The 25,892-nt window shown below is 66.0% G+C and carries 21 protein-coding genes and 1 tRNA gene; 14 read left to right on the forward strand and 8 right to left on the reverse strand.

Annotated features, from left to right (window positions below; all coding sequences use genetic code 11):
- From ACREB7_RS07030 to ACREB7_RS07045, 4 genes are all read left to right on the forward strand, one after another.
- Positions 1 to 1,529 (forward strand): amidohydrolase family protein (locus ACREB7_RS07030; RefSeq protein ID WP_431591580.1); only part of this gene is annotated, 1,529 nt, incomplete at its 5' end.
- Complete coding sequence (locus tag ACREB7_RS07035) at positions 1,526 to 2,587, forward strand: DUF1611 domain-containing protein (protein WP_431591581.1); 1,062 nt, start codon at positions 1,526 to 1,528, stop codon at positions 2,585 to 2,587. The genes ACREB7_RS07030 and ACREB7_RS07035, both read left to right, overlap by 4 nt.
- Positions 2,584 to 4,194 carry a serine hydrolase domain-containing protein gene (locus ACREB7_RS07040; RefSeq protein ID WP_431591582.1) on the forward strand — a complete coding sequence of 537 codons (1,611 nt, stop codon included), beginning with the start codon at positions 2,584 to 2,586 and terminating at the stop codon, positions 4,192 to 4,194. The genes ACREB7_RS07035 and ACREB7_RS07040 overlap by 4 nt, the downstream gene beginning before the upstream one ends.
- Entirely contained in the window at positions 4,191 to 5,519 is a 1,329-nt protein-coding gene (locus ACREB7_RS07045; protein WP_431591583.1) for an erythromycin esterase family protein, read from the forward strand. The genes ACREB7_RS07040 and ACREB7_RS07045 overlap by 4 nt, the downstream gene beginning before the upstream one ends.
- Before the next feature lie 25 nt (positions 5,520 to 5,544).
- On the opposite strand, the gene ACREB7_RS07050 is transcribed toward ACREB7_RS07045, so the two are convergent.
- Positions 5,545 to 6,498, reverse strand: a complete 954-nt coding sequence (locus ACREB7_RS07050; protein WP_431591584.1) for an XdhC family protein — start codon at positions 6,496 to 6,498, stop codon at positions 5,545 to 5,547.
- A gap of 78 nt (positions 6,499 to 6,576) precedes the next feature.
- Here ACREB7_RS07050 and ACREB7_RS07055 point away from each other — a divergent pair, with 78 nt between their 5' ends.
- Entirely contained in the window at positions 6,577 to 7,155 is a 579-nt protein-coding gene (locus ACREB7_RS07055; RefSeq protein ID WP_431591585.1) for a nucleotidyltransferase family protein, read from the forward strand.
- Positions 7,156 to 7,171: 16 nt separating this feature from the next.
- Here ACREB7_RS07055 and paoC read toward each other — a convergent pair whose 3' ends face one another.
- From paoC to paoA, 3 genes are read right to left on the reverse strand one after another with little or no spacing between them, the layout of a single operon-like run.
- On the reverse strand, positions 7,172 to 9,379 hold the full coding sequence (gene paoC / locus ACREB7_RS07060; protein ID WP_431591586.1) for an aldehyde oxidoreductase molybdenum-binding subunit PaoC: 2,208 nt from the start codon (positions 9,377 to 9,379) through the stop codon (positions 7,172 to 7,174).
- A gap of 3 nt (positions 9,380 to 9,382) precedes the next feature.
- Positions 9,383 to 10,333, reverse strand: coding sequence for an FAD binding domain-containing protein (locus tag ACREB7_RS07065; RefSeq protein WP_431591587.1), 951 nt, complete (start codon positions 10,331 to 10,333; stop codon positions 9,383 to 9,385).
- Positions 10,330 to 10,974 (reverse strand): aldehyde dehydrogenase iron-sulfur subunit PaoA, encoded by a 645-nt coding sequence (paoA, locus tag ACREB7_RS07070; protein WP_431591588.1) that lies wholly within the window; start codon positions 10,972 to 10,974, stop codon positions 10,330 to 10,332. The genes ACREB7_RS07065 and paoA overlap by 4 nt, the downstream gene beginning before the upstream one ends.
- Positions 10,975 to 11,232: 258 nt before the next feature.
- Here paoA and ACREB7_RS07075 point away from each other — a divergent pair, with 258 nt between their 5' ends.
- The 5 genes from ACREB7_RS07075 to ACREB7_RS07095 all read left to right on the forward strand — a co-directional run bounded on the left by ACREB7_RS07075 (position 11,233) and on the right by ACREB7_RS07095 (position 18,522).
- Positions 11,233 to 11,649 (forward strand): hypothetical protein, encoded by a 417-nt coding sequence (locus ACREB7_RS07075; RefSeq protein WP_431591589.1) that lies wholly within the window; start codon positions 11,233 to 11,235, stop codon positions 11,647 to 11,649.
- Between the two features lie 55 nt (positions 11,650 to 11,704).
- Positions 11,705 to 12,913, forward strand: coding sequence for a TolC family protein (locus tag ACREB7_RS07080; RefSeq protein ID WP_431591590.1), 1,209 nt, complete (start codon positions 11,705 to 11,707; stop codon positions 12,911 to 12,913).
- A 12-nt stretch (positions 12,914 to 12,925) separates the two neighbouring features.
- Positions 12,926 to 14,095, forward strand: a complete 1,170-nt coding sequence (locus tag ACREB7_RS07085; RefSeq protein WP_431591591.1) for an efflux RND transporter periplasmic adaptor subunit — start codon at positions 12,926 to 12,928, stop codon at positions 14,093 to 14,095.
- Position 14,096: 1 nt separating this feature from the next.
- Positions 14,097 to 17,372, forward strand: coding sequence for an efflux RND transporter permease subunit (locus tag ACREB7_RS07090; protein ID WP_431591592.1), 3,276 nt, complete (start codon positions 14,097 to 14,099; stop codon positions 17,370 to 17,372).
- 436 nt (positions 17,373 to 17,808) lie between these two features.
- Positions 17,809 to 18,522, forward strand: coding sequence for a hypothetical protein (locus ACREB7_RS07095; RefSeq protein WP_431591593.1), 714 nt, complete (start codon positions 17,809 to 17,811; stop codon positions 18,520 to 18,522).
- 28 nt (positions 18,523 to 18,550) lie between these two features.
- Here ACREB7_RS07095 and ACREB7_RS07100 read toward each other — a convergent pair whose 3' ends face one another.
- From ACREB7_RS07100 to ACREB7_RS07110, 3 genes are all read right to left on the reverse strand, one after another.
- Positions 18,551 to 18,982 carry a DEAD/DEAH box helicase gene (locus ACREB7_RS07100; protein WP_431591594.1) on the reverse strand — a complete coding sequence of 144 codons (432 nt, stop codon included), beginning with the start codon at positions 18,980 to 18,982 and terminating at the stop codon, positions 18,551 to 18,553.
- A gap of 143 nt (positions 18,983 to 19,125) precedes the next feature.
- Positions 19,126 to 20,489, reverse strand: a protein-coding gene (locus tag ACREB7_RS07105) for an IS3 family transposase (RefSeq protein ID WP_431591595.1) whose coding sequence is annotated in 2 segments (ribosomal slippage) — positions 19,126 to 20,139 and positions 20,142 to 20,489 — 1,362 coding nt in all. Because the reading frame shifts where the segments join, the coding sequence is not laid out codon by codon here.
- A gap of 419 nt (positions 20,490 to 20,908) precedes the next feature.
- Positions 20,909 to 21,103, reverse strand: a complete 195-nt coding sequence (locus tag ACREB7_RS07110) for a hypothetical protein (protein WP_431591596.1) — start codon at positions 21,101 to 21,103, stop codon at positions 20,909 to 20,911.
- 218 nt (positions 21,104 to 21,321) lie between these two features.
- Between ACREB7_RS07110 and ACREB7_RS07115 the strand changes: the two genes are divergently transcribed.
- Genes ACREB7_RS07115 through ACREB7_RS07125 form a run of 3 tightly spaced genes read left to right on the forward strand, consistent with a single transcriptional unit; the run spans position 21,322 to position 23,668 of the window.
- Entirely contained in the window at positions 21,322 to 21,615 is a 294-nt protein-coding gene (locus tag ACREB7_RS07115; protein WP_431591597.1) for a DUF3489 domain-containing protein, read from the forward strand.
- Positions 21,615 to 22,016 (forward strand): DUF2924 domain-containing protein, encoded by a 402-nt coding sequence (locus ACREB7_RS07120; RefSeq protein ID WP_431591598.1) that lies wholly within the window; start codon positions 21,615 to 21,617, stop codon positions 22,014 to 22,016. Before ACREB7_RS07115 ends, ACREB7_RS07120 begins: the two co-directional genes overlap by 1 nt.
- Entirely contained in the window at positions 22,013 to 23,668 is a 1,656-nt protein-coding gene (locus ACREB7_RS07125) for a recombinase family protein (protein WP_431591599.1), read from the forward strand. Before ACREB7_RS07120 ends, ACREB7_RS07125 begins: the two co-directional genes overlap by 4 nt.
- Before the next feature lie 217 nt (positions 23,669 to 23,885).
- Here the strand turns inward: ACREB7_RS07125 and ACREB7_RS07130 are convergent.
- A tRNA-Leu gene (locus ACREB7_RS07130) sits at positions 23,886 to 23,972 on the reverse strand.
- A gap of 322 nt (positions 23,973 to 24,294) precedes the next feature.
- Between ACREB7_RS07130 and ACREB7_RS07135 the strand changes: the two genes are divergently transcribed.
- Positions 24,295 to 25,848 (forward strand): hypothetical protein, encoded by a 1,554-nt coding sequence (locus tag ACREB7_RS07135; protein WP_431591600.1) that lies wholly within the window; start codon positions 24,295 to 24,297, stop codon positions 25,846 to 25,848.
- The last annotated feature ends 44 nt before the right edge of the window (positions 25,849 to 25,892 follow it).

Consider the following 25,892-nt stretch of genomic DNA (forward strand, 5'->3'; position numbering starts at 1 on the left):
GGCCAGGCGTGGTGGACAGGAAAAAAGTCGGGATGATCGGGCGACCGGCGGCGCTGCTGCTGGCGACCGTCGTCGCGCTGGCGGAGCTTCCCGCCGGCGCGGCGCCGACCGGGACGATGCACGACATCGTCTATGCCGGTGCGCGGGCGATCGACCCCGAAACCGGGCTCGACGCGATCCGCGACATCGCGATCGACGGCGACCGGATCGTCGCGGTCAGCGAAGCGCCGCTGCGGGGACGGCGCATGATCGATGCGCGCGGGCTGGTCGCGGCGCCGGGTTTCATCGATATCCATTCGCACGCGACCACCCGCGAGGCGGCGGGCTATCAGGCGAAGGACGGGGTGACGACGCGGCTGGAGCTGGAGATCGGAACCTGGCCGGTTGCGGCCTGGTACGACGCGAAGCGCGGCCACGAGCTTTTGAACTATGGCACGAGCGTCGGCCACACGGCGGCGCGCTATTTCATCCAGAAGGGCGAGGGCGCTTCGGGGCTCGCGGCGCTCCGCGATCCGATGGAGAAATTCGGGGCGAAGGAGGCGGACGAGCCGCTGTCCGAGGCGGCCTCGATACGGCTCGCCGCGCTTCTCGAAGAGGGGGTGCGCGACGGCGCGATCGGCATCGGCAGCGGGACCCAATATGCGCCCGGCATCTCCCGCCGCGAGATGCTGGACGTTACCGCGATCGCGGCGCGGACGGCGACCTGCCTCTTCACCCACATCCGCTATGGCAGCCTGGTCGAGCCCGACAGCACGTTCGAAGCGGTGCAGGAAAGCATCGCCAACGCCGCTGTGACCGGCGCCTGCGTGCACGTCGCGCACATCAACAGCATGGCGATGCGCGACGCCCCTTTCCTGGCCATGCTGATGCACGACGCGCAGCGCCGCGGCGCCGATATCACCACCGAAACCTATCCCTGGGGTGGGTCGGTGGACGCCGTCCGCAGCCATTTCTTCGATCCGGGCTGGGAGCAGCGCTGGGGCGTCGGGGTCGGCGACCTGCAGTCGCGCCGGACGGGCGAGCGTCTGACCCAAGCCGATTTCGACGCGCTGCGCGCCGGGACGGCCGACGATGGGGTCATCATGCATATGAACAGCGAGGCGACGATCGCCGCGCTGCTCAAGGATCCGTCGGTGTTGATCGCGAGCGATGGCGGCCGGATCGAGGGCGCGAACGGCCACCCGCGTTCGGCCGGCACTTTTGCACGCGTCCTGGGCCATTATGTGCGCGAGACGGCGACGATCGGCCTTGCCGAAGCATTGAAAAAGATCACGCTGATGCCGGCGCGGCGGCTGGAGGCGTTCGTTCCCGCGATGAAGCGCAAGGGGCGTCTCCAGCCGGGCATGGACGCCGATATCGTGCTGTTCGATCCGCTGACCGTCGGGACGCGCGCGACCTATGGCGACGCCGCGCGCTATTCGGACGGGTTTCGCTATGTGATGGTGAACGGGGTGCTGGTGGTTGACGGCGGACGGCTTGTCGAAGGCGTGAGCCCCGGCCGCCCGGTCTTTTCGAAGTATAAGCGATGAGCATCCTGCTCAATCGCCCGTCGGCTGCGTCGCCGATCCCGCTCGCGGCGCTCGACCTGCCGAAGCCCTATCTGCTATTTTTGGGCGATGCGGCGGATACGACCTTCTTGAAGACGGGGCTGGGCTTGCGCGACTGGGCGCCGGATCTCTGCATCGCCGAGCATAAATGCGCGGGCGCGGCGGCGACATTGGAGCTTCCGGTCATGCCGCCGCGCGCGGCCTATGCGGCGGGCGCTCGGGCGCTGGTCCTTTCGGCCGCCTCGATCGGCGGCGCGATCCGCGAGAGCTGGATTCCCTATCTGGTCGAGGCACTCGCAGCGGGGCTCGACATCATCAGCGGCGCGCACGACCGGCTCGCGGACAATGGGCGGCTCCGGCAGGCGGCCGAGGCCCATGGTCGTCGCCTGATCGACGTCCGCACGCCGCCGCCGGGGTTGCCGATCGCAAGCGGGCGGCGGCGCAGCGGCAAGCGGCTGCTGACCGTCGGCACAGACTGCGCGCTGGGGAAAAAATACACCGCGCTCGCGCTCGCCGAAGCCTTTCGGGCGCGCGGGCTCGACGCCGATTTTCGCGCGACGGGACAGACCGGCATTATGATCGCGGGGCGCGGCATTCCCATCGACGCGGTCGTCAGCGACTTTGTCGCGGGCGCGGCCGAGATGCTCAGCCCCGATGCCGATCGCGCGCATTGGGACGTGATCGAGGGACAGGGCTCGCTGTTCCATCCCTCCTATGCCGGCGTTTCGCTCGGACTGCTCCACGGCTCGCAGCCCGATGTGCTGATCCTCTGCCACGCCCATGGCCGCGATCGGATCGTCGGCCTGCCCGACTATCCGCTGCCGTCGATCGGCCGCGCCATCGAGGTGACGGTGCAGCAAGCGCAGCTCACCAATCCCGCCGTCCGCTGCGCCGGCGTGTCGCTCAATACTGCGGGCCTGTCCGCCGACGAGGCCGAACGGGCGATCGCGGCGCTTGCGCGCGACTGGGGGCTCCCGGTGGCCGATCCGATGCGCGGTGGCCCGGCCTTCGACCGCCTGGTCGAGGCTTGCCTCCTATGATCCGCCTCCTGCTCCTCTTTGCGCTGGCGCTCGGTCTCGCCGGTGCGGCGGTGGCGCAAGGAAGCGACGATACGAAGCGCGATGCGGCGCTCGCCGATATCCGCGCGATGGTCGCGGGTGCGGCGGGTGAGAGCGCGCTCGTCGTTGCGATTACCGATCGCGACCGGACGCTGCTTGTCGCGTCGCACGGCTATGCCGACATCGACCGGCGCGTGCCCGCGACGTCCGACACGCGCTTCGCGATCGGGTCGATCTCCAAATCCTTCACGGTGGTCGCGTTGATGCAAATGGCCGACGAAGGGCGCTTCGACCCCGATGCGCCGATCGCGCGCTACCTGCCCGACTTTCGTCCCCGCAGCGCCTATGCGCCGATCACCGGACATTCCCTGTTGTCGCACGGTTCGGGATTGCCCAATTATCTCTCGCATGTCGCATCGATGCGCTTTCTCGTCACTGCGCTGCGGGATTTCGAACCGCGCTATCCGCCCGGCGAGCATTTCTGGTATTCCAATTCGGGATACCAACTGCTCGGTTATGCGGCCGAGGCGATCGACAAGCGGCCATTTCCGCTGATCCTGCAGCAGCGCATCTTCGATCCGCTCGGCATGGCGACGACGGCGCCGCAGATCGATGACCGGCTGCGCGGGCGGATCGCGAACAGTTATGTGCGGGCGCCCGACGGCGGGTTGGTGGCGGCGCCGTGGTTCGACTATCTGTCGGCGGACGGGGCGATCGTCTCGACCGCTCCCGACATGAGCGCCTATGCGCGCATGTTGCTCGCGCGCGGCAATGCCCCGAAAACCCGGCTTCTTTCCGACCGCGCCTTCACGCGGATGACGACGCCGGTTCGCGACGACTATGGCTATGGTTTCGATATCGCCGGCGGAGGCTACAGGCTCGTTCACACCGGATCGATCGCGGGCTTCCAGGCCTATCTCGCGGTCGACCTCGGGCAAGGTCTGGGCCTTGTCATCCTCGGCAACGGCCCCGCCGACCAAGCGCTTCGCGGGCGTATCGTCGCGCGTCTTTTCGGGACGTCCTCCCCAGAGCAGCCCGATCTTCTGTGGCGCGACCCGGCAAGCTTTGCGGGCCGTTTCGTCGGGGCAGACGGCAGGACCCTTGGCTTCCGAACCGGACCGGCGGGCGATCTGTCGGTCGATGCGGGCGGTGAGACCCTCGCCCTCGCGCGGCTTGGCCGCGAAGCATGGGGGGCCTTTCTGACACCGGCGGGCCCGCGCGCGTTCCTCTTTGCCCGCGACGCGTCGGGCGCCGTGACGATGGTCTCGGAAGGCGATGCGACCTATGTGCGGGAGGACCTGCCCCGACCGATCGCGCCACCACCGGCTTTTCGTCCCCTCGTCGGGCGCTATGCGGCGCATGGCGAAGAAGGACCGAGTGTGCGCATTTTCGCGCGCGGGACGGTGCTGATGATGTCCTACGCCGATTCCAGCCTGGCGACGCCGCTTGTCGCCGACGGCCCGGGCCGGTTCCGTTTCCGGGAGCCCGACTACGCCCCCGAATGGCTTGAGTTCGACACGATCGGGGAAAACAAGGCGCAGCGCCTCATTCTCAGCGGCGTTTCGCTCTATCGTATCGACCTGCCATGATCGATGTGCGGCGCATCGGCCTGGCGCTGTCGCTCCTGTTCTGGACCGTTCCGGCCGCCGCCGAACCGTCGACCGACGCGGCCTTTGTCGGCTGGGCGCGCGACCATGCGATCGCCTTGCCCGCTTGTTCCTCGATTTCGTCGGGCGCCGATTATTCCGCCATCGCGAATAGGATCGGCGGCGCGCGTCTGGTCGCGCTTGGCGAGCCGGTGCATGGCGCGCACGAACCGCTCGCTCTCCGCAATTGCCTGTTTCGCTATCTGGTCGAGACGCAGGGATTTACCGCGATCGCCCTCGAATCCGGCCTCCATGAGTCGCGGCGACTGAGCGATTATGCCGCAGGCGGTCAGGGCGATGTTCGCGATATCGCGCGTTCCGGCTTCACCTGGGGCTTCTGGCGCTTTCCCGAAAATATCGAACTGCTCGAATGGATCCGCGCCTATAATCTTGATGCCCGGCATGTCCGCAAGATCGCCTTCTATGGCATCGACATGAGCGGCGGCGACGCCGATGGGGCATGGGCGCGGGCGCGGGTGACGCTCGATGACGGGATCGCGTATCTGGCGCGTGCGGCGCCGGCAAAGTCGGCGCCTGTTCGCCGGAAGATCGCGCCTTTTCTCGCGCGCTTCTCCGTGCCGGGCTACCGCGCCCTCGGCAAAGGCGAGCGTGCGCGTCTGCGCCAGGGGATTGGCGATATTCTGGGCTTCTTCGATCTCCATCGCGCCGCGTTGATCGGCGCATCGTCGCGCGAGGATTATGACTGGGCGCGGCAGAATATCGTTGCCGCCCGGCAGCTCCAGGCCCTCTTCGACGTGTCGCGAGACCCCGGCGCCGACGCCGCCTTGATGCCCGACGACTATCGCGCCGATGCGGCCCGCGATGCCGCGATGGCCGACAATGCGCGCTGGGCCCTCGGTCGCATCGGTCCCAAGGGGCGCATGTTGCTTTTTGCCCATAATGGGCATGTGATGAATGGGCGTACGCGCGGTGGCCTTTGGTCGGTCTATGCCCAGCCGCCCGCCGCCATGGGATTGCATTTGCGCCGGGCGTTCGGCGACGACCTGCTGATATTGGGCACGAGCGCGCCGGCAGGGAAGAGCGAGGCTGGTGCAATATCCGGAACCGTCGACGCCGCGCTTGCGTCTACCGGCCTCGCGCATTTCCTGATCGATATCCGCTCGCCTGATCCGGCCGCGTCGGCCTGGCTCTCACGCGAGCAATCGATCAGCGTGAATTATGCGGCCGTGAATTTGATCGAGCCCCGCCAGGCCTTTGATGCCCTGGTTTTCGTCAGCAGGCTGACGCCGTCCGGCGGAACACGCTAGATTGGCCTCGACGACGATCGACCCGTCAAAGCAGCGACGGCATCGGCTGGCGTCCGGGCGTGGCCAAAGCGGTTTGTGACAGGCCTTCTTGATATGTGCCGACGATCTCGGCGACGATCGACAGCGCCAGTGTCGCCGGGTCGCGCGTCGCGGGAATGAGGCCGGCGGGCGAGGTCAGCCGTCCAATCGCCGCGTCGTCGAGACCCTGTGCCCGCAACATCTCCAGCCGGTCGCGCCGGCTCCGTTGGCCGCCGATGGCGCTCACGAAAAGATGCGGACTAGTCAGCGCCCAGGGCAGCATCACCTCTTCCCAATCATGGTCGTGGAACAGGAAAGCGAACGCCGTCCAGGGGTCCGGGACGAGGTCGGGCATCGCCGATCTCATGGTCAGCAGCGAGGCTTCGACCCCGCTCGCCGACAATGTCGCCACATCGTCGACGGAGGGAGAGAAAGCGCGGGTTTGAGCACCAAAAAAATGCGCGAGCCGTGCGGTGGCGGTCAGGGCGTCGCCATGACCCATGACCATGATACGAAGGCACGGCCGATAGGCGACGCGGAAGGAGTCGCCGCGCCATTGCGGTTCTCTTTCGGCCGGGTCGCCGAGCGACAGACCGTCGCGTGCGATTTGCATGGCGGCCGGGCGGCGTGCGTCGAGCGATGCGACAAGGGCCGCCAACAGACCGGGGTCGGGCCGCGGCGTGAACAGCAGGTCGATCCCGCCCCCGCACGGCAGGCGAATGTCGACATAGGGCGAGCCGGTGCCGAAGCGGACGACCCTGCTCTGGTTCGCCTCGAGGACCGACAGCGCTTCGCCGACGATCGCCGCCTCGACGCAGCCGCCGGAGAAGGAGCCGCAAAACCGCCCATCGCCCGTCACCATCATCTGAGCGCCGAGCGCGCGCGGCGACGAACCGTCGATGCCGACCAGCGTGACGAGAATGGACTCCTCGCCGTGCTCGGCCTGCAGCGCGAAACGCAAAATATCCGCCGGTCCGATTGCCAGGCCGCTCATTTTACGGAACAGGGGGCGCAGGGCGGGCGCGAAGGAGAGGCGGGCATGATCGATCGGCGGGCCGTCGGCGCCATCCTGCTCGCCGCCGGGCGATCGCGCCGGTTCGGACCGGAGGACAAGCTTTTGTCGCCGCTCGAGGGCCTGCCGGTGGCGGTGCATGCGGCGCGGGGGGTCGTCGAACTCGCCCCGTCGCGGCGTATCGCGATCTGTCCCGATCGCGACGGGGCGCTCGCGCGCCTGCTCGCGGGCGAGGGGTTCGAGATCGTCGCCAATCCCCATCCCGAGCGCGGCTTGTCGGAATCGCTGCGGCTAGGAATCGGCGCGCTGTCGCCGGGGCCGGCACAGGCGGCGCTGCTCTGCCTCGCCGACATGCCCTTTGTGCGCGCGGACCATCTGGCGGCGCTCCTCGCGCGCTGCGATCCCGATCGCGCGCCGGTCGTCGCGTCGGCGCGCGATGGCGTGGCGATGCCGCCGGCGCTGTTCGCGCGATCGCGGTTCGCGGCGCTCGAACGGGCGAGCGGCGACCAGGGTGGCCGAGCGCTGCTGGAGTCGGCCGTTCTCGTCCCGGCGCCGCCGGGGCAGCTGGATGATATCGATCGGCCGGCGGACCTGCCTCCCGGTTGAGGCCGAGGCGACGGCGTCATGCGATGTCCGGCAGCTTGTCGATCAGCTTGTCGAGCGTGACCGGATAGTCGCGGACGCGAATGCCCGTCGCATGATAGACGGCATTGGCGATCGCCGCCGCGACGCCGCAGATGCCGAGCTCGCCGACGCCCTTCGCTTTCATCGGCGACGTCGTCGGGTCGACCTCGTCGAGGAAGATCACCTCCTGATGCGGGATGTCGGCGTGGACCGGCACCTCATAGCCGGCGAGGTCGTGGTTGACGAAAAAGCCGAAGCGTTTGTCGACCGCGAGTTCCTCCATCAGCGCCGCGCCCGCGCCCATCGTCATCGCGCCGATGACCTGGCTACGCGCCGCCTTGGGGTTGAGGATGCGGCCCGCCGCGCACACCGCGAGCATCCGGCGGATGCGGATTTCGCCGGTGTAGCTGTCGACCGCCGCTTCGACGAAATGCGCGCCAAAGGTCGATTGCTGTTCCTTTTCGCCAAGATCGCCGAATTCGATGATATCCTCTGCGACGAGATCGCCGTCGGCGCTCGCCTTGGTGAGCGCGACGCTCTTGCCGCCCGCGCGGACCTCGCTCTTGTCGAAGACGGCATCGGCAGGGTCGAGGCCCAGCTTCTCGGCGATCGCGGTGCGCAGCTTGACGCAGGCGGCATAGACCCCCGCCGTCGAGCTGTTCGCACCCCATTGGCCGCCCGAACCCGCCGAGACGGGGAAGCGCGAATCGCCCAGCCGCACCTCGACCTGGTCGAGCGGCACGCCCATCATTTCGGCGGCGGTCTGCGCGATGATCGTATAGCTGCCGGTGCCGATGTCGGTCATGTCGGTTTCGACGACGATCCGGCCCGAACGCTCGAGCCGCACCCGCGCCGCCGAATTGCCGTTGATGTTGTTGCGGAACGCCGCAGCGACCCCGGTCCCGACCAGCCAGCGCCCGTCGCGGGTCTGCCCCGGCTTGGGATTGCGCTGCTTCCACCCGAATTTTTCGGCGCCCAGCGTCAGGCATTCGTTGAGCCGCCGCTGCGAGAAAGGCCGTTCGGGCTTTTCGGGGTCGACCTGCGTGTCGTTGAGGACGCGCAGCGTCACGGGATCGATGCCCAGCTTTTCGGCCATTTCGTCGATCGCGATTTCGAGCGCCATCAGCCCCGGCGCCTCGCCCGGCGCGCGCATCGCATTGCCCTCGGGCAGGTCGAGGACCGACAGCCGCATCGCGGTCATCCGGTGCGGCGCGGCATAGAGCAGGCGCGTCTGCCCGACCGCAGTTTCGGGTCCGCCGCCCTTCAGGTCGCCCGACCAGCTTTCATGGCCGATCGCGGTCAGCTTGCCGTCGGTCGTTGCGCCCAGCCGGACGCGCTGGATCGTCGCGGGGCGGTGGGTGGTGTTGTTGATGATCAGGGGTCGCTGCAGCGCGACCTTGACCGGCCGTCCCGCCACCTTCGCGCCGAGCGCGGCGAGCACCGCATCAGCGCGGACGAACAATTTGCCGCCGAACCCGCCGCCGATATAGGGCGACACGAGCCGGACATTCGCCTTCGGAATGCCCAGCGTTTTCGCGACGTCGCCGACCGACCAGTCGATCATCTGGTTCGACGTCCACAGCGTCAGCCTGTCGCCGTCCCAGCTCGCGATCGACGCGTGCGGTTCCATCATCGCATGGCTGTGGTCGGGCGTGGTGTAGCGCGCGTCGAGCGTCACCGGCGCGCTCGCGAAGGCCGCATCGAAATCGCCGAAGCGGCTGTCGGCTTCGGTGCCGAACGAGGGCGGCGGCTTGACCGCACCGTCCAAAGATTTGGCGAGGTCGAACTGGCCCTTGGCGCGCTCATATTCGACGCGGACTAGCGACGCGGCGGCGCGCGCCTGTTCGAAGCTTTCGGCGACGACGAGAGCGACGGCCTGGTGATAATGCTGGATCTCGGGACCGCCGAGCAGGAGCGCGGTGTTGAAATCGCCCTTGACGAGCGGACCCGCGCTGGTCGCGGTGACGATCGTCAGCACGCCCGGCGCCGCCTGCGCTGCCGCAAGGTCCATCGACGCGATCCGGCCCTTGGCGATCGCGGCGCCGACGATGAAACCATAGGCCTGGTTTGCCGCCGCGTCGTGCCGTTCATAGGCATAGGGGGCGGTGCCGCTGGTCTTCAGCGTCCCTTCGATCCGATCGGTCGGCTTGCCGACGACCCTTAATTGATCGATCGGGTTTTCGGTTGCGGGCGTGTCGAACTTCATGGCTCAACCCTTCGCTTGCGCCAGCACCGCAGCGAGCGTGCGCTCGACCAGCGGCAGCTTATACGCATTTTCGTGGCTCGTCCTGGCGCCGGCGAGCAGCGCTGCGGCGACCGCCTTGGCGCCGCGCGGCATTTCGGTATCGGCCGCCGCGACGCGCCAGGGCTTGTACCCCACTCCGCCGAGCGCGACCCGGCCGCTGCCGTCCTTCTGGACCACCGCGCCGACCGAGATCAGGGCAAAGGCATAGGAGGCACGGTCGCGGACCTTGTGATAGATATGCGTGCCGCCGATCGGTTTGGGCAGCGTCACCGCGGTGATCAGCTCGCCCGGCGCCAGCATCGTTTCGAGATGCGGCGTGTCGAGCGGCGCGCGATAGAAATCGGCCAGCGGAATCGCGCGCGTCTGACCCGCCGCATCGACCGTCTCGACCGTCGCGTCCAAGGCCTGCATTGCGACCGCCATGTCGCTGGGATGGGTGGCGATGCACGCGTCGCTTGCCCCGACGACCGCGTGCAACCGGCTGAAGCCGCCGATCGCGGCGCAGCCGCTGCCCGGCGTGCGCTTGTTGCACGGCTGGTTGGTGTCGTAGAAATAGGGGCAGCGTGTGCGCTGGAGCAGATTGCCCGCCGTCGTCGCCTTGTTGCGCAATTGCCCCGATGCGCCCGCGACCAGCGCGCGCGAAACAAGGCCATAGTCGCGCCGTACCCGCGCGTCGGCGGCCAGGTCGGTGTTGCGCACCATCGCCCCGATCCGCAGCCCGCCTTCTGCCGTCGGTTCGATTTTGTCGAGCGACAGCCGGCTGACGTCGATCAGGTGCGCCGGTGTCTCGATCTCGAGCTTCATCAGGTCGAGCAAATTGGTGCCACCCGCGATAAAGCGCGCACCCTTGGTGTTCGCAAAGGCGGCGGTGGCGGCGGCGGGCGTCGCCGCCCGCTCATAGGTGAAGCTCTTCATGCCTTCACTCCCGCGACGTCGGCGATCGCATCGACGATGTTCGAATAAGCGCCGCAGCGGCAGATATTGCCGCTCATTCGCTCGCGCAGCTCGCGCGGCGTGACCTGCGGCGCATCGGTCAGGTCGGCGGTGACATGGCTCGGGATGCCTGCTTCGATCTCGCCCAGCACCGCGACCGCCGAACAGATCTGGCCCGGGGTGCAATAACCGCATTGATACCCGTCATGGGCGATGAAGGCCTGTTGCATCGGATGCAGCGTGCCGGGCAGGCCCAGCCCTTCGATCGTCGTGATCTTGTCACCGTCGTGCTGGACGGCGAGCGACAGGCAGCTGTTGATCCGCCGTCCGTCGACGATGACGGTGCAGGCGCCGCACTGGCCATGGTCGCAGCCCTTCTTGGTCCCGGTCAGGCGCAGATGCTCGCGCAGCGCGTCGAGCAGGGTGGTGCGCGTGTCGAGTTCCAGGTCGTGCGGCGTGCCGTTCACCTCGAATGCCACGCGCGCGGTGGGCGGCGGAGCCGCAGTCTTGCCGGTCGCCGCGACGGCTGTTGCGGGCGACGTCACGGTCGCCGCCGCAACCGACGCGGCGCCGCTGGCGAGCAGCCCGCGCCGCGAAATCGAAAAATCGTCCGGTGTCGCCATGCCATGTCCCCGATGATCCGTATCGCTCGCGGACGTGCAGTCCCCGCTGAGCCTCGACGATGATATGCTGGGCGGGACGATGCGTTGCCGTCCCTCGATGATTTTGGTTGTTCGTGAAACTATCACAGGGCGGGGGATCGCGGCAACCGCCGAGAATGGCGTGGCGCGGTCCGAACATCGGCGGCCCGCAACGATCGCTTGACCCTGTAGGGGCTACAGGGTGCATAGGTTCGCCGACTCGATAGAGGTCGAGAGGGAATGATTTTGACCGATATGCCAATCACAAGCGCGAGCCGGGCCCGATTGCGGCTTCGTTCCGTTCCTGTTAGGCGGCGGGCGATGTCGGCTTTCCTCGTCCGCCTTGCCCTCACGATCGCGCTGCTGTTCGGCAGCGCCGTGGCGCCGGCGATGGCGGGCGCCGAGGCGGGACATATGATGGAAATCATCGACCTCGATTGCGACATGTTTGCCGTCCCGGCGGATGTCGATCAAAAATCTTCGGACAGCGCGCCGCCGTTCCATCTCGATCATCATCATTGTTCGGCCTGTGCCGAACTGAATGGTCGTTCGCCGTCGCCGGACCGGCGCGTTGCGAGCGGCTTGTTCTTCCGTGAGCCCGCGACGGTCCTCGCGTCCTACGCGACGGCCCCCCCGACCCAGCCTCCCGCCGCCTGATCCTTGCTTCGCGCGGGCCTTCGCCTGCGTCGTCACGCATTGATCAGGAGTATTTATGTTGAAATCATTGGGCACCCTGCTGTTCGCAGGGATGCTGGCCATCGCGGGCGGTCCGGCGCTTGCCGAACCTGTTGCGCTGTCCGACGCATTGGCGCGCGGACAAGAGGTGTCGCCCCGCATTGCCAAGGCCAAGGCCGAACTGAAAGCGGCCGAAGGCCGTGCCATGCAGGCGGGCGTGCGTCCGAACCCCACCATCTCCGCCGAGGTCGAGAATTTCAGCGGCACCGGCCCCTATCGGACCTTCGGGCAGACCGAGACGACGGTTGCGGTGTCGCAGCCGTTCGAACTCGGCGGCAAACGACGGGCGCGTAAGGCGGTGGCTGCGGCCGAACGCGCGTTTGCGCAGATCGCGCTGCGGAAGGCCGAAGCCGATCTCAGCTATGACATTATCGTGTCGCATGCTGAGCTTCGCGCTGCCGAGGACCGCGCGATACTGGCGCGCCAAGTGCTGGTCCGCGCGGCTGAACTCGCGCGGATTGCCGAGACGCTCGTCGATGTCGGTCGCGATCCGCCGCTGACCAGGCTGCGCGCCGATGCCTTGTTTGCGGAAGCCGGGGCCGAACGGCTGCGCGCCGAGGCGGAACTGCTGTCGGCCCGGCAAAGGCTGGCGTCGCTGATCGGGAGCGAGGATCCGGAGCTTTCGGCGCTGCCGCAGGATATGGCACCGCCGCCGACCTTGCCGGCAGGCGCGCAAAGCCTCGATGAGCGCCTTGCGGTCGCCGAGCGCGATGCCAGCAGCGCCCGCGTCCGGCTCGCCGAAGCCGATGGCGTTCCCGATGTTACGGCGTCGGGTGGCGTGCGGAGTTTCCGCGAAAGCCGCGACACGGCGTTCATCGTCGGTGTTTCGATCCCGCTCCCGCTGTTCAACCGCAATCGCGGCCATATCGCGGCGGCGCGGGCCGATGGCGATGCGGCCGAGGCCGGGCTGGCACAAACCCGTCTCGACACGCGCGTTTCGCGCCGCGACGCCGAATGGATGCTGGCGGCCGCCACGGAACGCGTGACCGCCTTGTCCAGGGTCGGCCTTTTCCAGGCGAACGAAGCCGCGCGGGTGGCCGAGATCGGATATCAGCAGGGCAAGTTCACGCTGATCGAACTGATCGACGCGCAAGACGCGCTGACCGGCGCTCATCTCAAACTCATCGAAGCCGAACTCGATCGGGCCCGCGCGCTGGCCGCGCTGGGCCGCGCGAACGCGCAATAAGGAACAGACATCATGCAAATCTTGGACAATCGAAATCGCCTGCTGGCGGTGGTCGCGGTCGCGGTGCTGGCCGTGGGCGGCGGGGGCGTGCTGATCGGCCGGTCGATGACGCCGCCGGATGCGGCGCTCGCGGCGGCTCCCGCCGGGAAGGAAGAGGAGGGCCATGGCGAAGGGCAGATCCTGATGGACGAAGCGCGGGCCAAAGGCGCGGGCATCGTCACCGAGACGATCGGGGCGGGCGGCCTCGGTTCCGAAATTCTGGCGCAGGGCGTTGTGGCCCCGACTCCCGAGGGCGAGGCTATCCTGACCGCGCGCGCCGACGGCGCGATCATCGCGATCCATCGCCGTCTGGGCGACGCCGCGCGTGCCGGAGAAGCGGTCGCGGTCATGGAAAGCCGCGACGCGGCGGCGATCGCATCGGAGCGTAGTTCGGCAACCGCGCGTCTCGCGCTCGCCCGATCGACCTATGTGCGCGAGAAGAAGCTTTTCGACGCGCGGATCACGGCGAAGCAGGATCTGGATGCCGCCGCAGCGGCGCTTGCCGAGGCCGAGGCCGAAGCGCAGCGCGCGCGGTCGGCTGCATCGGCCGCCAATCTCTCGGGCGATGGCCGCACGCTGGCGGTGACCAGCCCGATTTCGGGGCGGATCACCCGATCGGATGCGAAGCTCGGCGCCTATGTGCTTGCGGGAACCGAATTGTTCCGGGTCTCCGACCCCCGGCGCATCCAGATCAACGCCGCAGTACCGGCCGCCGACGCGCGGCGCATCCGGCCGGGTGATACCGCAGTGATCGAACTGGCGGCCGGCGAGACCGTCAACGCCGTCGTGCGCTCGGCGACGCCCAGTCTCGACCCCGACAGCAAGGCCGCGACGATCGTCCTCGTGCCCGACGGCATTGGCGGCCTGACCCCCGGTCAGGGCCTTCGCGCGCGGATCAAGCCGTCGGGCGCGGCGGGGGCGACGCTCATCGCGCTGCCCGAAGAGGCGGTGCAGACGGTGGAGGGGCGCGCGGTCGTATTCGTCAAAACCGCGAAGGGCTTTCAGGCGACGACCGTGGTGACCGGCCAGCGCGGCGGTGGCCGCATCGAAATTGTCGACGGCGTGAAACCGGGCGCGGTCATCGCGACCAAGGGCGCTTTCCTGCTCAAGGCCGAAATCGGCAAGGGCGAGGCGGAGCATTGAGATGATCGAAAAACTTCTCGATGCGTCGATACGCTTTCGCTGGGGCGTGGTTCTCCTCACCCTCATCGTCGCGGCCTATGGCATCACGCAGCTGCTCAAGCTGCCGATCGATGCCGTGCCCGACATCACCAACAAGCAGGTGCAGATCAACACCGCCGAGCCCAATTTGGGGCCTCTCGACATCGAACGCCTTGTTACCTTCCCCATCGAAACCGCGATGGCCGGCATACCGGGCCTGCAAACATCCCGTTCGATCTCACGCAACGGGTTCAGTCAGGTCACCGTGATCTTCGACGATCACACCGACCTTTATTTTGCGCGCCAGCAGGTCGCCGAACGGCTGGCGCAGGCCAAGGGCAACCTGCCCGACGGCGCCGAGCCGCAGATGGGACCTGTCTCCACCGGGCTCGGCGAAGTGCTGATGTACACGGTCGATTTCGACCGCAGCATCAAGACCAAATCTGCGGGCGCCGGCAAGCCGGGGCTCCAGCCCGATGGCTCCTATATCACGCCCACCGGCGAAGTGCTGGCCGACGAGGTGGCCAGGCTCGGTTATCTGCGGACGGTTCAGGACTGGGTGATCCGCCCGCAAATGCGGTCGGTCTCGGGCGTCGCGGGAATCGACTCGATCGGCGGCTATGAAAAACAGTTCGTCGTCCAGCCCGATGCGACGAAACTGGCGAGCTACGGCATTTCCTTTTCGGAGCTTGCCGACGCGCTCGAACGCGCCAATATTTCGGTCGGTGCGAACTTCGTCGAGCGCGGCGGCGAGGCTTTCCTGGTCCGCGCTGACGGACGCATCCGCTCGCTCGACGAGATTTCGCGTGCGGCGGTTGCCAGCCGCGGCGGCGTCGCCGTCACGGTCCGCGATGTCGCGACGGTGCGGATCGGCGGTGAATTGCGGACGGGTTCCGCGTCGGAGAATGGCAAGGAGCTGGTCGTCGGTACCGTGCTGATGCTTGCGGACGGCAACAGCCGGATCGTGGCGTCGGACGCCGCCGAACGGTTGCAGGCGGTCGCGAGGTCGATGCCCCCGGATATCGTGGTCAAGCCGGTGCTCGACCGCTCGCAGCTCGTCGATGCCACCATTGGCACGGTGGAAAGGAATCTGGCCGAAGGCGCGTTGCTCGTCGCGGCGGTGCTGTTCTGGTTGCTCGGCAACGTCCGCGCCGCCATCATCGCGACATTGGTCATTCCGATCTCGTTCCTGATCATGGGGACGGGGATGACCATCACCGGCACGTCGGGCAATCTGATGAGCCTTGGCGCGCTCGACTTCGGCCTGATCGTCGATGGGTCGATCATCATCATCGAAAACTGTCTGCGGCGACTGGCCGAACGCCAGCATCACGAAGGGCGACTTCTGTCCCTGAGCGAGCGACTGCACGAGGTGTTCGAAGCGTCGCGCGAAATGATCAGGCCCACCATCTATGGTCAGGCGATCATCTTCCTCGTCTTTGTGCCGCTCCTCACCTTCACCGGGGTCGAGGGCAAGACCTTCGCGCCGATGGCGATCACGGTGCTGCTGGCGCTGGCGGGGGCGTTCGTCGCCTCGCTGACCTTCGTCCCGGCGATGGTGGCGCTGCTCCTTCGCGGCAAGGTCGCCGAAAAGGACGTGCGCGCCATCGCTTGGGTGAAGAGGCGGTATGCGCCGTTGCTCCTGCGCGTGATTGCCCGCCCCTGGCCATGGATCGGGGCCGGCGGCGGGACCTTCGCGGCGGCGATCATGGCATTCGCCATGCTCGGCAGCGAATTCATCCCGGTGCTGGGCGAAGGCAATCTCGCGATGCAGGCGCTGCGCATCCCCTCGACATCGCTGAACCAATCGCAGGCGATGCAGTTGCAGGTCGAAAAGGCGGTATCCGCGCTGCCCGAGGTGGCGTTCGTCTATTCCAAAACCGGTACGGCGGAGGTCGCGAGCGACCCGATGCCGCCGAATGCGTCCGACACGTTCATCATCCTGAAGCCGCGCGACGCCTGGCCCGATGGCGTCCGGACCAAGGATGAGGTGATCGCCCGCGTCGAGAAAAGGCTGGAACCGCTCGTCGGCAATGCCTTCGAGGTCAGCCAGCCGATCCAGCTGCGCTTCAACGAACTGATTGCCGGCGTGCGCGGTGACATCGCGATCAAGCTGTATGGCGACGATCTCGATGCGATGGGCGAGGCGGCGCAGCAGGTGGCGGCCGTCCTGAACCGGGTTCCGGGCGCCGCCGACGTCAAGGTAGAACAGACGGCGGGCTTTCCCGTGCTCGATGTGCAATTCGATCGCGACGCGATCGCGCGCTACGGGCTGACGCTTCGGGACGTCAGCGATACGGTCGCGGCCGCGCTGGGGGGGCGCGAGGCCGGGATCGTGTTCGAAGGCGATCGGCGGTACGACATCGTTGTTCGGCTCGACAGCGCGACGCGCGACGATCTGGACGCGATAGGGGCGCTTCCCGTGCTCCTTCCCGGTGAGGGCGGCGCGCGGGCTTCGGTGCCGCTCGGCGAACTGGCAAAGTTCGGCTTCTCCGAAGGCCTGAACCAGGTCAGCCGGGAAAACGGCAAGCGCCGCGTCGTCGTGCAGGCCAATGTCCGGGGCAACGATCTGGGATCTTTCGTTGCCGAAGCACGGGCGAAGGTCGACGCCGAGGTCAGGCTTCCGGCCGGGAGCTTCATCGAATGGGGCGGGCAGTTCGAAAATCTGCAAGCCGCCACCGCGAGGCTCTCGATCGTCATCCCGGCAATCTTTGCCGCGATCTTCGGCATATTGTTCCTGGCCCTGGGCGGCGTGCGGCAGGCGATCGCGGTCTATTCCGCCATTCCCCTGGCGTTGGCCGGCGGCGTCTTCTCGCTGCTGCTGACCGGACTGCCCTTTTCGGTATCGGCGGCGGTGGGCTTCATCGTGCTTTCGGGCGTGACGGTGCTCAACGGGCTGGTCGTGATGTCGAGCATCAACGGACGCCTCGACGCAGGAAAGGCCGTGGATGTCGCGATTGCCGATGGGGTCATGGAGCGCGTGCGCGCGGTGCTGATGACCGGGATCGTCCCCGCCATCGGCTTTGTCCCGATGGCGCTCGCCACCGGAACCGGCGCCGAGGTCCAGAAACCGCTGGCGATCGTCGTGATCGGCGGGCTGATGACCTCGACGCTCCTCACTTTGTTCGTTTTGCCCGCGATCAGCCATTTGCTGCTGCGCGGCCGCCCTGTCGGGCCCGCGATGGGTGACGATACGCCAAATGAGCGGGGCGCCCTTCAGGATGCGGGCCGGAAGGGGGAAGGAGCGCGCGCAAGCTGACAAGCGTGAGCGCCGCAGGCATGGGGACGCCTGTGCCGGCGGCGTGCACGATATCGGACCGACGATGGTCTCATCTGAAAATGCGCCATGATCTGGCGATGATGGTGCGCGACGCAGTCCGTGCCGGACCAGTCTCACGCGCGAATTCCCTGATAGCAGGCTATTAACAGGGAAAATCCGCAAAAATGGCACGATATTGGCATTATTGCTCTCGCGCGATGCCCGGAAAACCGGGATTTTCAACAGCATTTCCCTGCTCCCGGTATCAGGGAATCGACCATGGCATAACAGGGAACAACTGAAGCATTAACAGGGAAGTCCGGCGGGCTAACAGGGAATTGCGTCATTCGCCGATTCCGTCAGCTTTCGACGCTCTCCACCAGCTGTCGGCAAAGCCGGTCCAGTAGCCGCTCCATCTCGACATCCGGGGCGATCGATGCTGTTCGCCAGCGCCGATGTTCCAGGAAAAGGGTCGCCCATAAGCGCGGTCGAGGCCGACCGTTCACGATCCAACCAGCACGAATTCAACGGAACCGCGCCTCTGCGCGGAGCCTTCGGCAAATATCAGCGACGCATTCCGACCGATTTTGTCCGGATGGCGGACGATGGCTCGTGGATCTCGGCATCCAGCGACCTGACCTGGTACGACGCGCGGGCCATGCATCCGACAAGGACCGAATACCGGCTATACTATCGTAACAATGCGGTCACGACCCTGACGGCCGAGGGTGACGTGTTAGTCTTGTCTTTGCGATCTGACGACACCGCCCTTGCGCTGGTGGCGCCCGGTTCTGGACTTGCCGCTGCCCGAATCTTCTGGCTGTTCGGAATAGAGATCGCTCCGGGTGCGGGTTTCGCGGCGCTGGACCTCGATCCGGAAGCGCAGCAAGGCATCGCTACACGTCTCGGGCTGGGGTCTCACCAGGCGGCTGACGCCTGGTCGTCCGACGATCCGGTCCGGGTGTCGCTAGGCGATGCTACGCTGCGGGACGAGACGTCACGCCTGCAGCAGCTGATCGGAACAGTTACCAAGTCGAACGCGGACCCCGGCCTGGACGATTGGTTCCCCGAACAAGTGCCGGCGGCACTCGGCGGTGAAGGCATGGGGCAGACCATCCGCGGCATTCTCGCTCCCCGTTCCGGGCAGTAAACGGCCGAAACGCGCTCCTCGTTGCAGATCAGGCGGACGCCACATAATGCTGCTCGAAATAGTGGTGGGCCAGACGGTCCGTATATTCGTCGAGGTTATCCTGCACGGTGAGTATCCGGCAATGCTCCTTGCCGCCGTTGGCCGGTCCGCGCAGGCCACGGCCGGCCATCTGCATGTAGAGCGCCGGGCTGAATACCGGCCTCGCGATCACGATGAGATCAGTCGCCGGGGCGTCGAATCCAGTCGTCAGCGCCGAATGGTTGCACAGGACGCGGATATCGCCGCGCCGGAAACCAGCAATGAACCAGCGGCGCGAGTTCCGGTCGGTTTCTCCTGATACCGCAGCCGCCCGGACGCCGCGCAGATTCAGCTGCGCTGCGAGGCGGCGGCCATGGGCGACCGACGTCGCGAAGACGAGCGCGGATTTCTCCGGAGCGGCGCAGATAGCATCCACGATCATGTCATTACGCTCCCCGATTTCACCGAGGCGCTCGAGTGCCGTATCGGGCACCTTGCCGAATTTGCTGATTGTCCGTCGTCAGAACATTTGGCACAACTCGCGGCGCAAATTAGCGGAGTGCGGGCCTCGTCAGGGGGTTGATGTTAGGCGGCGAGCTTGCGGTGCTGCAAGCGCCGATGTTCGATGGTCTGTCGCTTGATCCTTTCGCGCTGTTTGATGATTGCCGGAGCCCTGCCGAAGTAAGCGTCGGCGGGCGTCACGTTGTTCAGGCTCTCGTGGTATCGCTGGTGATTGTAGTGCTCGACGAAGGCCTCGATCTGGGCTTCGAGGTCGCCGGGCAGGAAGTAGTTTTCCAGCAGGATGCGGTTTTTCAGGGTCTGGTGCCAGCGCTCGATCTTGCCCTGGGTCTGGGGATGACACGGGGCGCCGCGGACATGGCTCATCTTGTTGGCCTCGATATATTCCGCCAGCTCACCCGCGATGTAGCTGGGGCCATTGTCGCTGAGTAACCGGGGTTTGTGCAGCCCCGTGGCGCTGTCGCAACCAGAAGCCGCCAGGGCGAGGTCCAGCGTGTCGGTGACGTCCTCGGCTCGCATGTTGGTGCACAGCTTCCAGGCGATGATGTAGCGCGAGAAGTCGTCGAGCACGGTCGACAGATACATCCAGCCCCACCCGATGATCTTGAAGTAGGTGAAGTCGGTCTGCCACATCTCGTTCGGCCGCGTGGTTTTCGTGTGGAACTGATCGGCAGCCTTGATCACGACATAGGCCGGGCTGGTAATCAGGTCGTGGGCCTTGAGCAGCCGGTAAACCGTGGATTCCGATACGAAGTAGCGCTGCTCGTCGGTGAAGCGCACCGCCAGCTCACGCGGTGACAGGTCGCTGTAATCCAGCGCCAGCTCGATGATCTGGTCGTGGATGCCCGCCGGGATGCGGTTCCACACCCGGCTCGGCGCCGACGGCCGATCTTCCAGCGCCTCCGGCCCGCCTTCGAGGTAACGGTCATACCAGCGATAGAACGTCCGGCGGGGGATGCCGAGCTGGTCCAGCGTGCGCTTGGCCGGCAGGTGCGACTGCTCGACGATCCTGATGATCTCGAGCTTCTCGGATGCGGGGTACCTCATTCGTCGTCGCCCCCATCCGCGATCATGCTTTTTTTAAGCAGGCGGTTTTCCAGGGTGAGGTCGGCCACGCATTCCTTCAATGCCCGGGCTTCGCGGCGCAGGTCCTGGACCTCGCCGGTGGTCGCGGCACGGGCGGTGTCGCCGGCCAGGCGGCGCTTGCCAGCTTCCATGAACTCCTTCGACCAGGTGTAATACAGGCTCTGCGCGATGCCTTCCTTGCGGCACAGCTCGGCGATGCTGTCTTCCCCGCGCAGGCCATCCAGCACGATGCGGATCTTGTCCTCGGCCGAAAAGTGGCGCCGGGTCTGTCGGCGGATGTCCTTCACTACCCGCTCTGCTGGGGCCTTGGCGGGCGATTTTACATTGGAGGATCTGGGCTTCATCTTCGTTCCTTCGTCACTACGACGAAGCCCAGATCCTCCTTAAATCACAACCTCAAATCTGTGCCATTGGTGCTGACGGCAGACAATGTAGGCGTCGCCCGCGCCCGATAAGATAAGCCGGCGTGATCGCGGCCACCGCCGCGTCGAACGGCCGCTTCCCGGGGCATGTTGAATCCGTTTGAAGGGCTAAAATCGGGCGCAGAGCCGACAAAAAAGGCGGCCTGTGAAGGCCGCCAGGTTGATGATGAAGGAGCACCTTCATCGGGTCGCGCCGCAGCCCTTACCGCAGCGTCAGGGATTCGCTACGGAAATAGACCGCGTGTCATTCGAATAGATTGTAACTGATGCTGCCGCGCAACACGTTGTAACATTGGAAACTATTCAATCGGTTTTTCGAAATCTCGGTGAAAAAACAGTCGTCATTTCGAAAGGGCAATGGCGGCGTTCACCAGATCCCGTACCTTGGCAGCCTCACCGGCCAGATCCTGTAGCAGCCGGGGAATTTCCTCGTCGTCGATCCTGCGTGTGGTGAGGAAGGCCGTGCTGCAATCCTCCATAATCATACCGGCTTGCGTGCAGAGCTGATCGATCAGGTCCCGCGTGTCTCGATCCATAGCGCACCTCCGACGTCTACAAGGCCGAGGGGGCGCGAGAAGTCGATATCCAGCTTTTTCAACCAATTGAGATCTTTGAGACTGGACTTGGGCGGGTGTTCGAGCATTGGTCGTCGGGCTGAACCGGATCGAGGTTCGGATGCCGCGGGGCGCTGCCTGTAGCGGCCTTGGGTCAGTGGGAAGGCGCAATCATGTGTCTGCCCCCAAGGAGACCCAAGATGACCGACACCGAACTCAAACCTCCCGTCGCACCCTCGAAGGCAAGCATCGTCGAACAGCTACTGGCCAAGGCGGCGGGCGCATCGATTGCCGAGATTGGCGCTGCAACCGGGTGGCAGCCCCACAGCTGCCGCGCCTTCCTCACCAGCCTCAAGAAGAAGGGCAGGGTGATCGAGCGCTCGAAGCGCAAGGACGGAACGACGATCTATCGGATCATCAAGCCGGGTAAGTCGAAGGTTGTCGTTGCAAGCCCGGACACGGCGACTGTGCCGGCGACGGCGGGTGCCAGCTGATGGCGCGATCACGCCTCAAGCTGGACGACGTCGATACGCTCGGCACCATCGACGCTCGGGAATGGTGGGTGCGCCTTTATGGCGCACCCGCACCTTCGATCGCACTCCCGCTCCTTAAGATCGGCCTCGCGTATCGCGTGCAAGCCGACGCAGCAGGGATACGGAACAGGAAGCCGCCGACGTTCACAGAAGCGCCGGGGAAGGGCAGGGTGGTACGATCGCGTAAGTTGACACCGGGTACCCGGCTGGTGCGCGATTGGCATGGTATCGGGCATGTCGTGACCGTCCGTGAAGACGGGTTCGACTATGACGGCCGGCACTGGACATCGCTGACCGCGATCGCGAGCGCAATCACCGGCGCGAAGTGGTCGGGCCCGCGGTTCTTCGGGCTCGCGTCATGAGCGTTGTCGTCAAGACTGTTCGCTGCGCGGTCTATACGCGCAAGTCTACCGAGGACGGCCTTGAACAGGAGTTCAACAGCCTTCACGCCCAGCGGGAAGCGTGTGAAGCCTATATCATGAGCCAGCGTCATGAAGGATGGACGCTGGTTCCCAACCAATATGATGACGGTGGCTTTTCGGGCGGGTCGATGGCGAGGCCGGGTCTGCAGCGACTGCTCGCCGATATCGAGGCCGGGCAAGTCGATGTCATAGTCGTCTACAAGGTTGACCGGCTGACCCGGAGTCTCGCGGACTTCGCGAAGATCGTCGAACGCCTCGACCAGAAGCAGGCAAGTTTCGTGTCCGTAACCCAGTCATTCAACACGACGACCAGCATGGGACGGCTCACACTCAATGTGCTGCTGAGCTTCGCGCAGTTCGAGCGCGAGGTCACCGGCGAGCGGATCCGCGACAAGATTGCGGCTTCGAAGAAGAAGGGGATATGGATGGGCGGCCCGTTGCCGCTCGGCTACGTGGTCAAGGACCGTAAGCTAGTCGTCGAGCCTGCCGAAGCCGATCAGGTCCGCCATATCATGCGCCGCTACCTTGAGATCGGATCGGTGCCGGCGTTGATCGACGCGTTGGACGAAGAAGGCGTCCGCACGAAAGTCCAGCACCGGACCAGCGGCCCGCACCGCGGCGGCATACCATTCCAGCGCGGCAGCCTGTTCCATCTGCTCAAGAACCCGATCTACCGAGGTATGATCGTCCACAAGGGTCAGGCCTATCCCGGCGAGCATGAGGCCATCATCGACGATGAACTCTGGGACGCTGTTCAGAATCGCCTCCGCGACAAAGCCCCGTCCCGGCGGAGAGCAACGAACGATCGCCAGCAGGCAATGCTCGCTGGTCGCGTCTTTGACGCAGAAGAGCGCCCGATGGTGCCGAGCTACAGCGTCAAACGATCACGGCGCTATTGCTATTATGAGACCCGTTCCGATCTCGCGGGGAAAGGGCGGCCCACGCGCGCCCGCGTTCAGATGGCTCAGCTCGACGCCTATATAGTCGGCAGTGTGCGCGAACTGCTCGGCGATCAGCATCGGCTGCGGCGGATATCGGGTATCGCAGATGGCGCAGGCCTACATGCGATGTTCGTCGATGCCGATCGACTGGATAAAGCGCTGCACGACGGGCCGAGCCACACAGAAACGCTGCGCTCCCTCGTGCAGTCGGTTCAGGCGACGCGTGACCGACTGCTCGTAAAGATCGACGCCCGCCCGTTGCTCGGCAGCGATGATGAGAGCTGCATATGGGATATCGTGCTGCCGCCGCTTCCCAGGAAGCCGTTCCGGGAGGCCAAAGTGATCATGCCGGTGGACAACCGACCGGGCATCTCGGCCGATCCCAAGCTCGTCGAGTTGCTGCGCGATGCCGCCAAGGCGCTCGCGCTAGTCGAAAGCGATCCCGAGCTTCCCCTTCATCGTATCGCCGAGCGTGAAGGTCGATGCCGGAAGCAGATGACACAACTGCTCAAGCTCAGCTGGCTGTCGCCACGGATCGTGGATTCAATAGCGGCAGCCGATCAGCCGAAGGGTCTGACCCGGCAGCGACTGATGGCCATCGACCTTCCTTATCGTTGGCAGGACCAGGAGGCCTTGCTCGGGCTCGCCTGACGAGGCTGTATACATCTCGGGTACAACTCGCCGCCTCAGCATTGAGGCGGCATTTTTGTTGGTGGAGACTTTGAGCGGAAATCGCCAGTTGGCGTCGCGACGAGGAGCGTCTCTCGCCACATAGCGCTATACGTGTCGTCGCAAAGCGCGCGGAACTGCGCCGCTTTGCGGTATATCGCTGCTCGGCAGGTAAAAACTCGCGTCCCGCAGGACTGAGTGGTGCGGTCGAGAAGACTCGAACTTCCACGGCCTTTCGGCCACAACGACCTCAACGTTGCGCGTCTACCAGTTCCGCCACGACCGCACATCATGATGGTCCGGATCGGGTCCGGTACCAGGTAGGAGCGGGCGCCTAGCAAAGCTTTTCGGGCGATGCAAGCAAGCTGTGCCGCATTTATTATTGCACCTGCGAACAAGCCGCCTCGCGCGCTTCGGCGCATGTCACGAAAACGACTCCAAAGAGTCTCCCAACTGTCATCGCTCTGGCGTCAGACCGTCACCGAATCACCCTAGTGGCGGCGTCACCGGGGGCGCGGCGGGACAATCCCTTCGCACCGGCCGGTGATTTTTCAGCAGGGGCGCCGCTCGACCGATCCGGGGGCGCACAGCGGACAACGGAGAATTTCATGGCGGCTTTCGCGCGCGTTCGTTTGGTCATGCTCAGCGGCGTGGCCTGTTCTATCCTGGCCGCTTGCGGCGCCGATGGCGTTGCCTCGCCCGGCGAAGGGGTCATCGTGATTCCCGCGCCGACGCCCACCCCGACCCCGACCCCCACGCCGACCCCGACCGGCGTCACCCCCGCCGCCGCCTGCCCGAGCATCGCCGGCCCCGCGCTGTCGGATCTCGGCACGATCACCGGCCCGCAGGGCACCTGGCGCAACTGCGGCTTCCCCGCACGCTTCACTGCCTCGACCGCGATCCCCAAGGTTGCGGGCGTCATCTATTCGCTCCCCGGCCGCGTCGATGTCGGAACCGACCAGGGCGCGACGAGCACCAACACCGACGTCACGCTGACGATCGATCCGGGCGTCACCATCTTCGGCGCGACGGGCGTGTCCTACCTCGTCGTCAACCGCGGCAACCGCATCGACGCGGTCGGCACCGCGGCGCAGCCGATCGTCTTCACCGGTCGCGGCAACGTCGTCGGTTCGGCCGATGACAATACGTCGCAGCTGTGGGGCGGCGTCGTCCTGCTCGGCCGCGCGCCGGTCACCGACTGCCTCGCGCCGGGCGCCACGCCGGGCACCGCGGCTTGCGAACGCGATACCGAGGGCACGTCGAACGCGCTCTATGGCGGCGCGCAGCCGGCCGACAATTCGGGCCGCATGTCGTTCGTCCAGATCCGCTACTCGGGCTTCATCCTCAGCGCCGACAAGGAACTGCAGGGCCTGACCCCGTCGGGCGTCGGTTCGGGAACCACGATCGAGAATATCCAGGTTCACAACAGCTCGGACGACGGCATCGAAGTATTCGGCGGGCGCGTCAACATGCGCAACCTCGCGATCACCGGCGCCGAGGACGACGGCCTCGACACCGACGTCGGTTACAAGGGCAATGTCCAGTTCCTGCTCGCGGTGCAGCGCGCCGGCGGCACGGTCGGCGACTCGATGCTCGAAATCGACTCGAACGGCAATGAAGACACGACCCCGCGCCAGAATGTCGCGCTGTCGAACTTCACCTTCATCCACCGCGCCAATGCGGCGGGCAACACCGCGTCGGTGCTGATCCGCGGCGGCGCCGACTATCGCCTGATGAACGGCCTGATCGTCGCGCCGGGCATTTCTTGCGTCCGCATCAACTCGGCGACGACGGTCCAGACCGCCGGGCCCGACGAAGCCGGTCCGCCGAAGTTCGACTCGGTCAACATGCAGTGCGGCGGCGCCAGCGCCTTCCTCGGCACCAGCGGCGTCACCAACGACCAGGTCGCGACGATCTTCAACGCGGGCACGAACAACAGCTCGACCTATGTACCGACGCTGTCGAACATCTTCATCAACGGCGCCACCGAAACCGGTCGCCCGGCGTTCAACCCGGTTCCGATCAACGCCTATTTCGTCAACGCGGGCTATGTCGGTGCGGTGCGCGATGCCGCCGACACGCGCTTCAGCGGCTGGACCTGCAACAGCGCGACCGCGAGCTTCGGTTCGTCGAGCGCGGCTTGCACGCTCATCCCGGTCTGACGCGCCTTCGTACCTGAACAAGGGGCGGGGCGTACCACAGAGGC

The organism is Sphingopyxis sp. (genome assembly GCF_050725615.1).
Classification (GTDB): domain Bacteria; phylum Pseudomonadota; class Alphaproteobacteria; order Sphingomonadales; family Sphingomonadaceae; genus Sphingopyxis.

Coding starts and splice junctions, on each gene's coding strand:
- ACREB7_RS07075 (WP_431591589.1), top strand. CDS start 11,233: ATGATTTTGACCGATATGCCAATCACAAGCGCGAGCCGGGCCCGATTG.
- paoC (WP_431591586.1), bottom strand. CDS start 9,379: ATGAAGTTCGACACGCCCGCAACCGAAAACCCGATCGATCAATTAAGG.
- ACREB7_RS07110 (WP_431591596.1), bottom strand. CDS start 21,103: ATGGATCGAGACACGCGGGACCTGATCGATCAGCTCTGCACGCAAGCC.
- ACREB7_RS07115 (WP_431591597.1), top strand. CDS start 21,322: ATGACCGACACCGAACTCAAACCTCCCGTCGCACCCTCGAAGGCAAGC.
- ACREB7_RS07045 (WP_431591583.1), top strand. CDS start 4,191: ATGATCGATGTGCGGCGCATCGGCCTGGCGCTGTCGCTCCTGTTCTGG.
- ACREB7_RS07120 (WP_431591598.1), top strand. CDS start 21,615: ATGGCGCGATCACGCCTCAAGCTGGACGACGTCGATACGCTCGGCACC.
- ACREB7_RS07135 (WP_431591600.1), top strand. CDS start 24,295: ATGGCGGCTTTCGCGCGCGTTCGTTTGGTCATGCTCAGCGGCGTGGCC.
- ACREB7_RS07085 (WP_431591591.1), top strand. CDS start 12,926: ATGCAAATCTTGGACAATCGAAATCGCCTGCTGGCGGTGGTCGCGGTC.
- ACREB7_RS07095 (WP_431591593.1), top strand. CDS start 17,809: ATGCTGTTCGCCAGCGCCGATGTTCCAGGAAAAGGGTCGCCCATAAGC.
- ACREB7_RS07040 (WP_431591582.1), top strand. CDS start 2,584: ATGATCCGCCTCCTGCTCCTCTTTGCGCTGGCGCTCGGTCTCGCCGGT.
- ACREB7_RS07035 (WP_431591581.1), top strand. CDS start 1,526: ATGAGCATCCTGCTCAATCGCCCGTCGGCTGCGTCGCCGATCCCGCTC.
- ACREB7_RS07055 (WP_431591585.1), top strand. CDS start 6,577: ATGATCGATCGGCGGGCCGTCGGCGCCATCCTGCTCGCCGCCGGGCGA.
- ACREB7_RS07100 (WP_431591594.1), bottom strand. CDS start 18,982: ATGATCGTGGATGCTATCTGCGCCGCTCCGGAGAAATCCGCGCTCGTC.
- paoA (WP_431591588.1), bottom strand. CDS start 10,974: ATGGCGACACCGGACGATTTTTCGATTTCGCGGCGCGGGCTGCTCGCC.
- ACREB7_RS07065 (WP_431591587.1), bottom strand. CDS start 10,333: ATGAAGAGCTTCACCTATGAGCGGGCGGCGACGCCCGCCGCCGCCACC.
- ACREB7_RS07125 (WP_431591599.1), top strand. CDS start 22,013: ATGAGCGTTGTCGTCAAGACTGTTCGCTGCGCGGTCTATACGCGCAAG.
- ACREB7_RS07090 (WP_431591592.1), top strand. CDS start 14,097: ATGATCGAAAAACTTCTCGATGCGTCGATACGCTTTCGCTGGGGCGTG.
- ACREB7_RS07080 (WP_431591590.1), top strand. CDS start 11,705: ATGTTGAAATCATTGGGCACCCTGCTGTTCGCAGGGATGCTGGCCATC.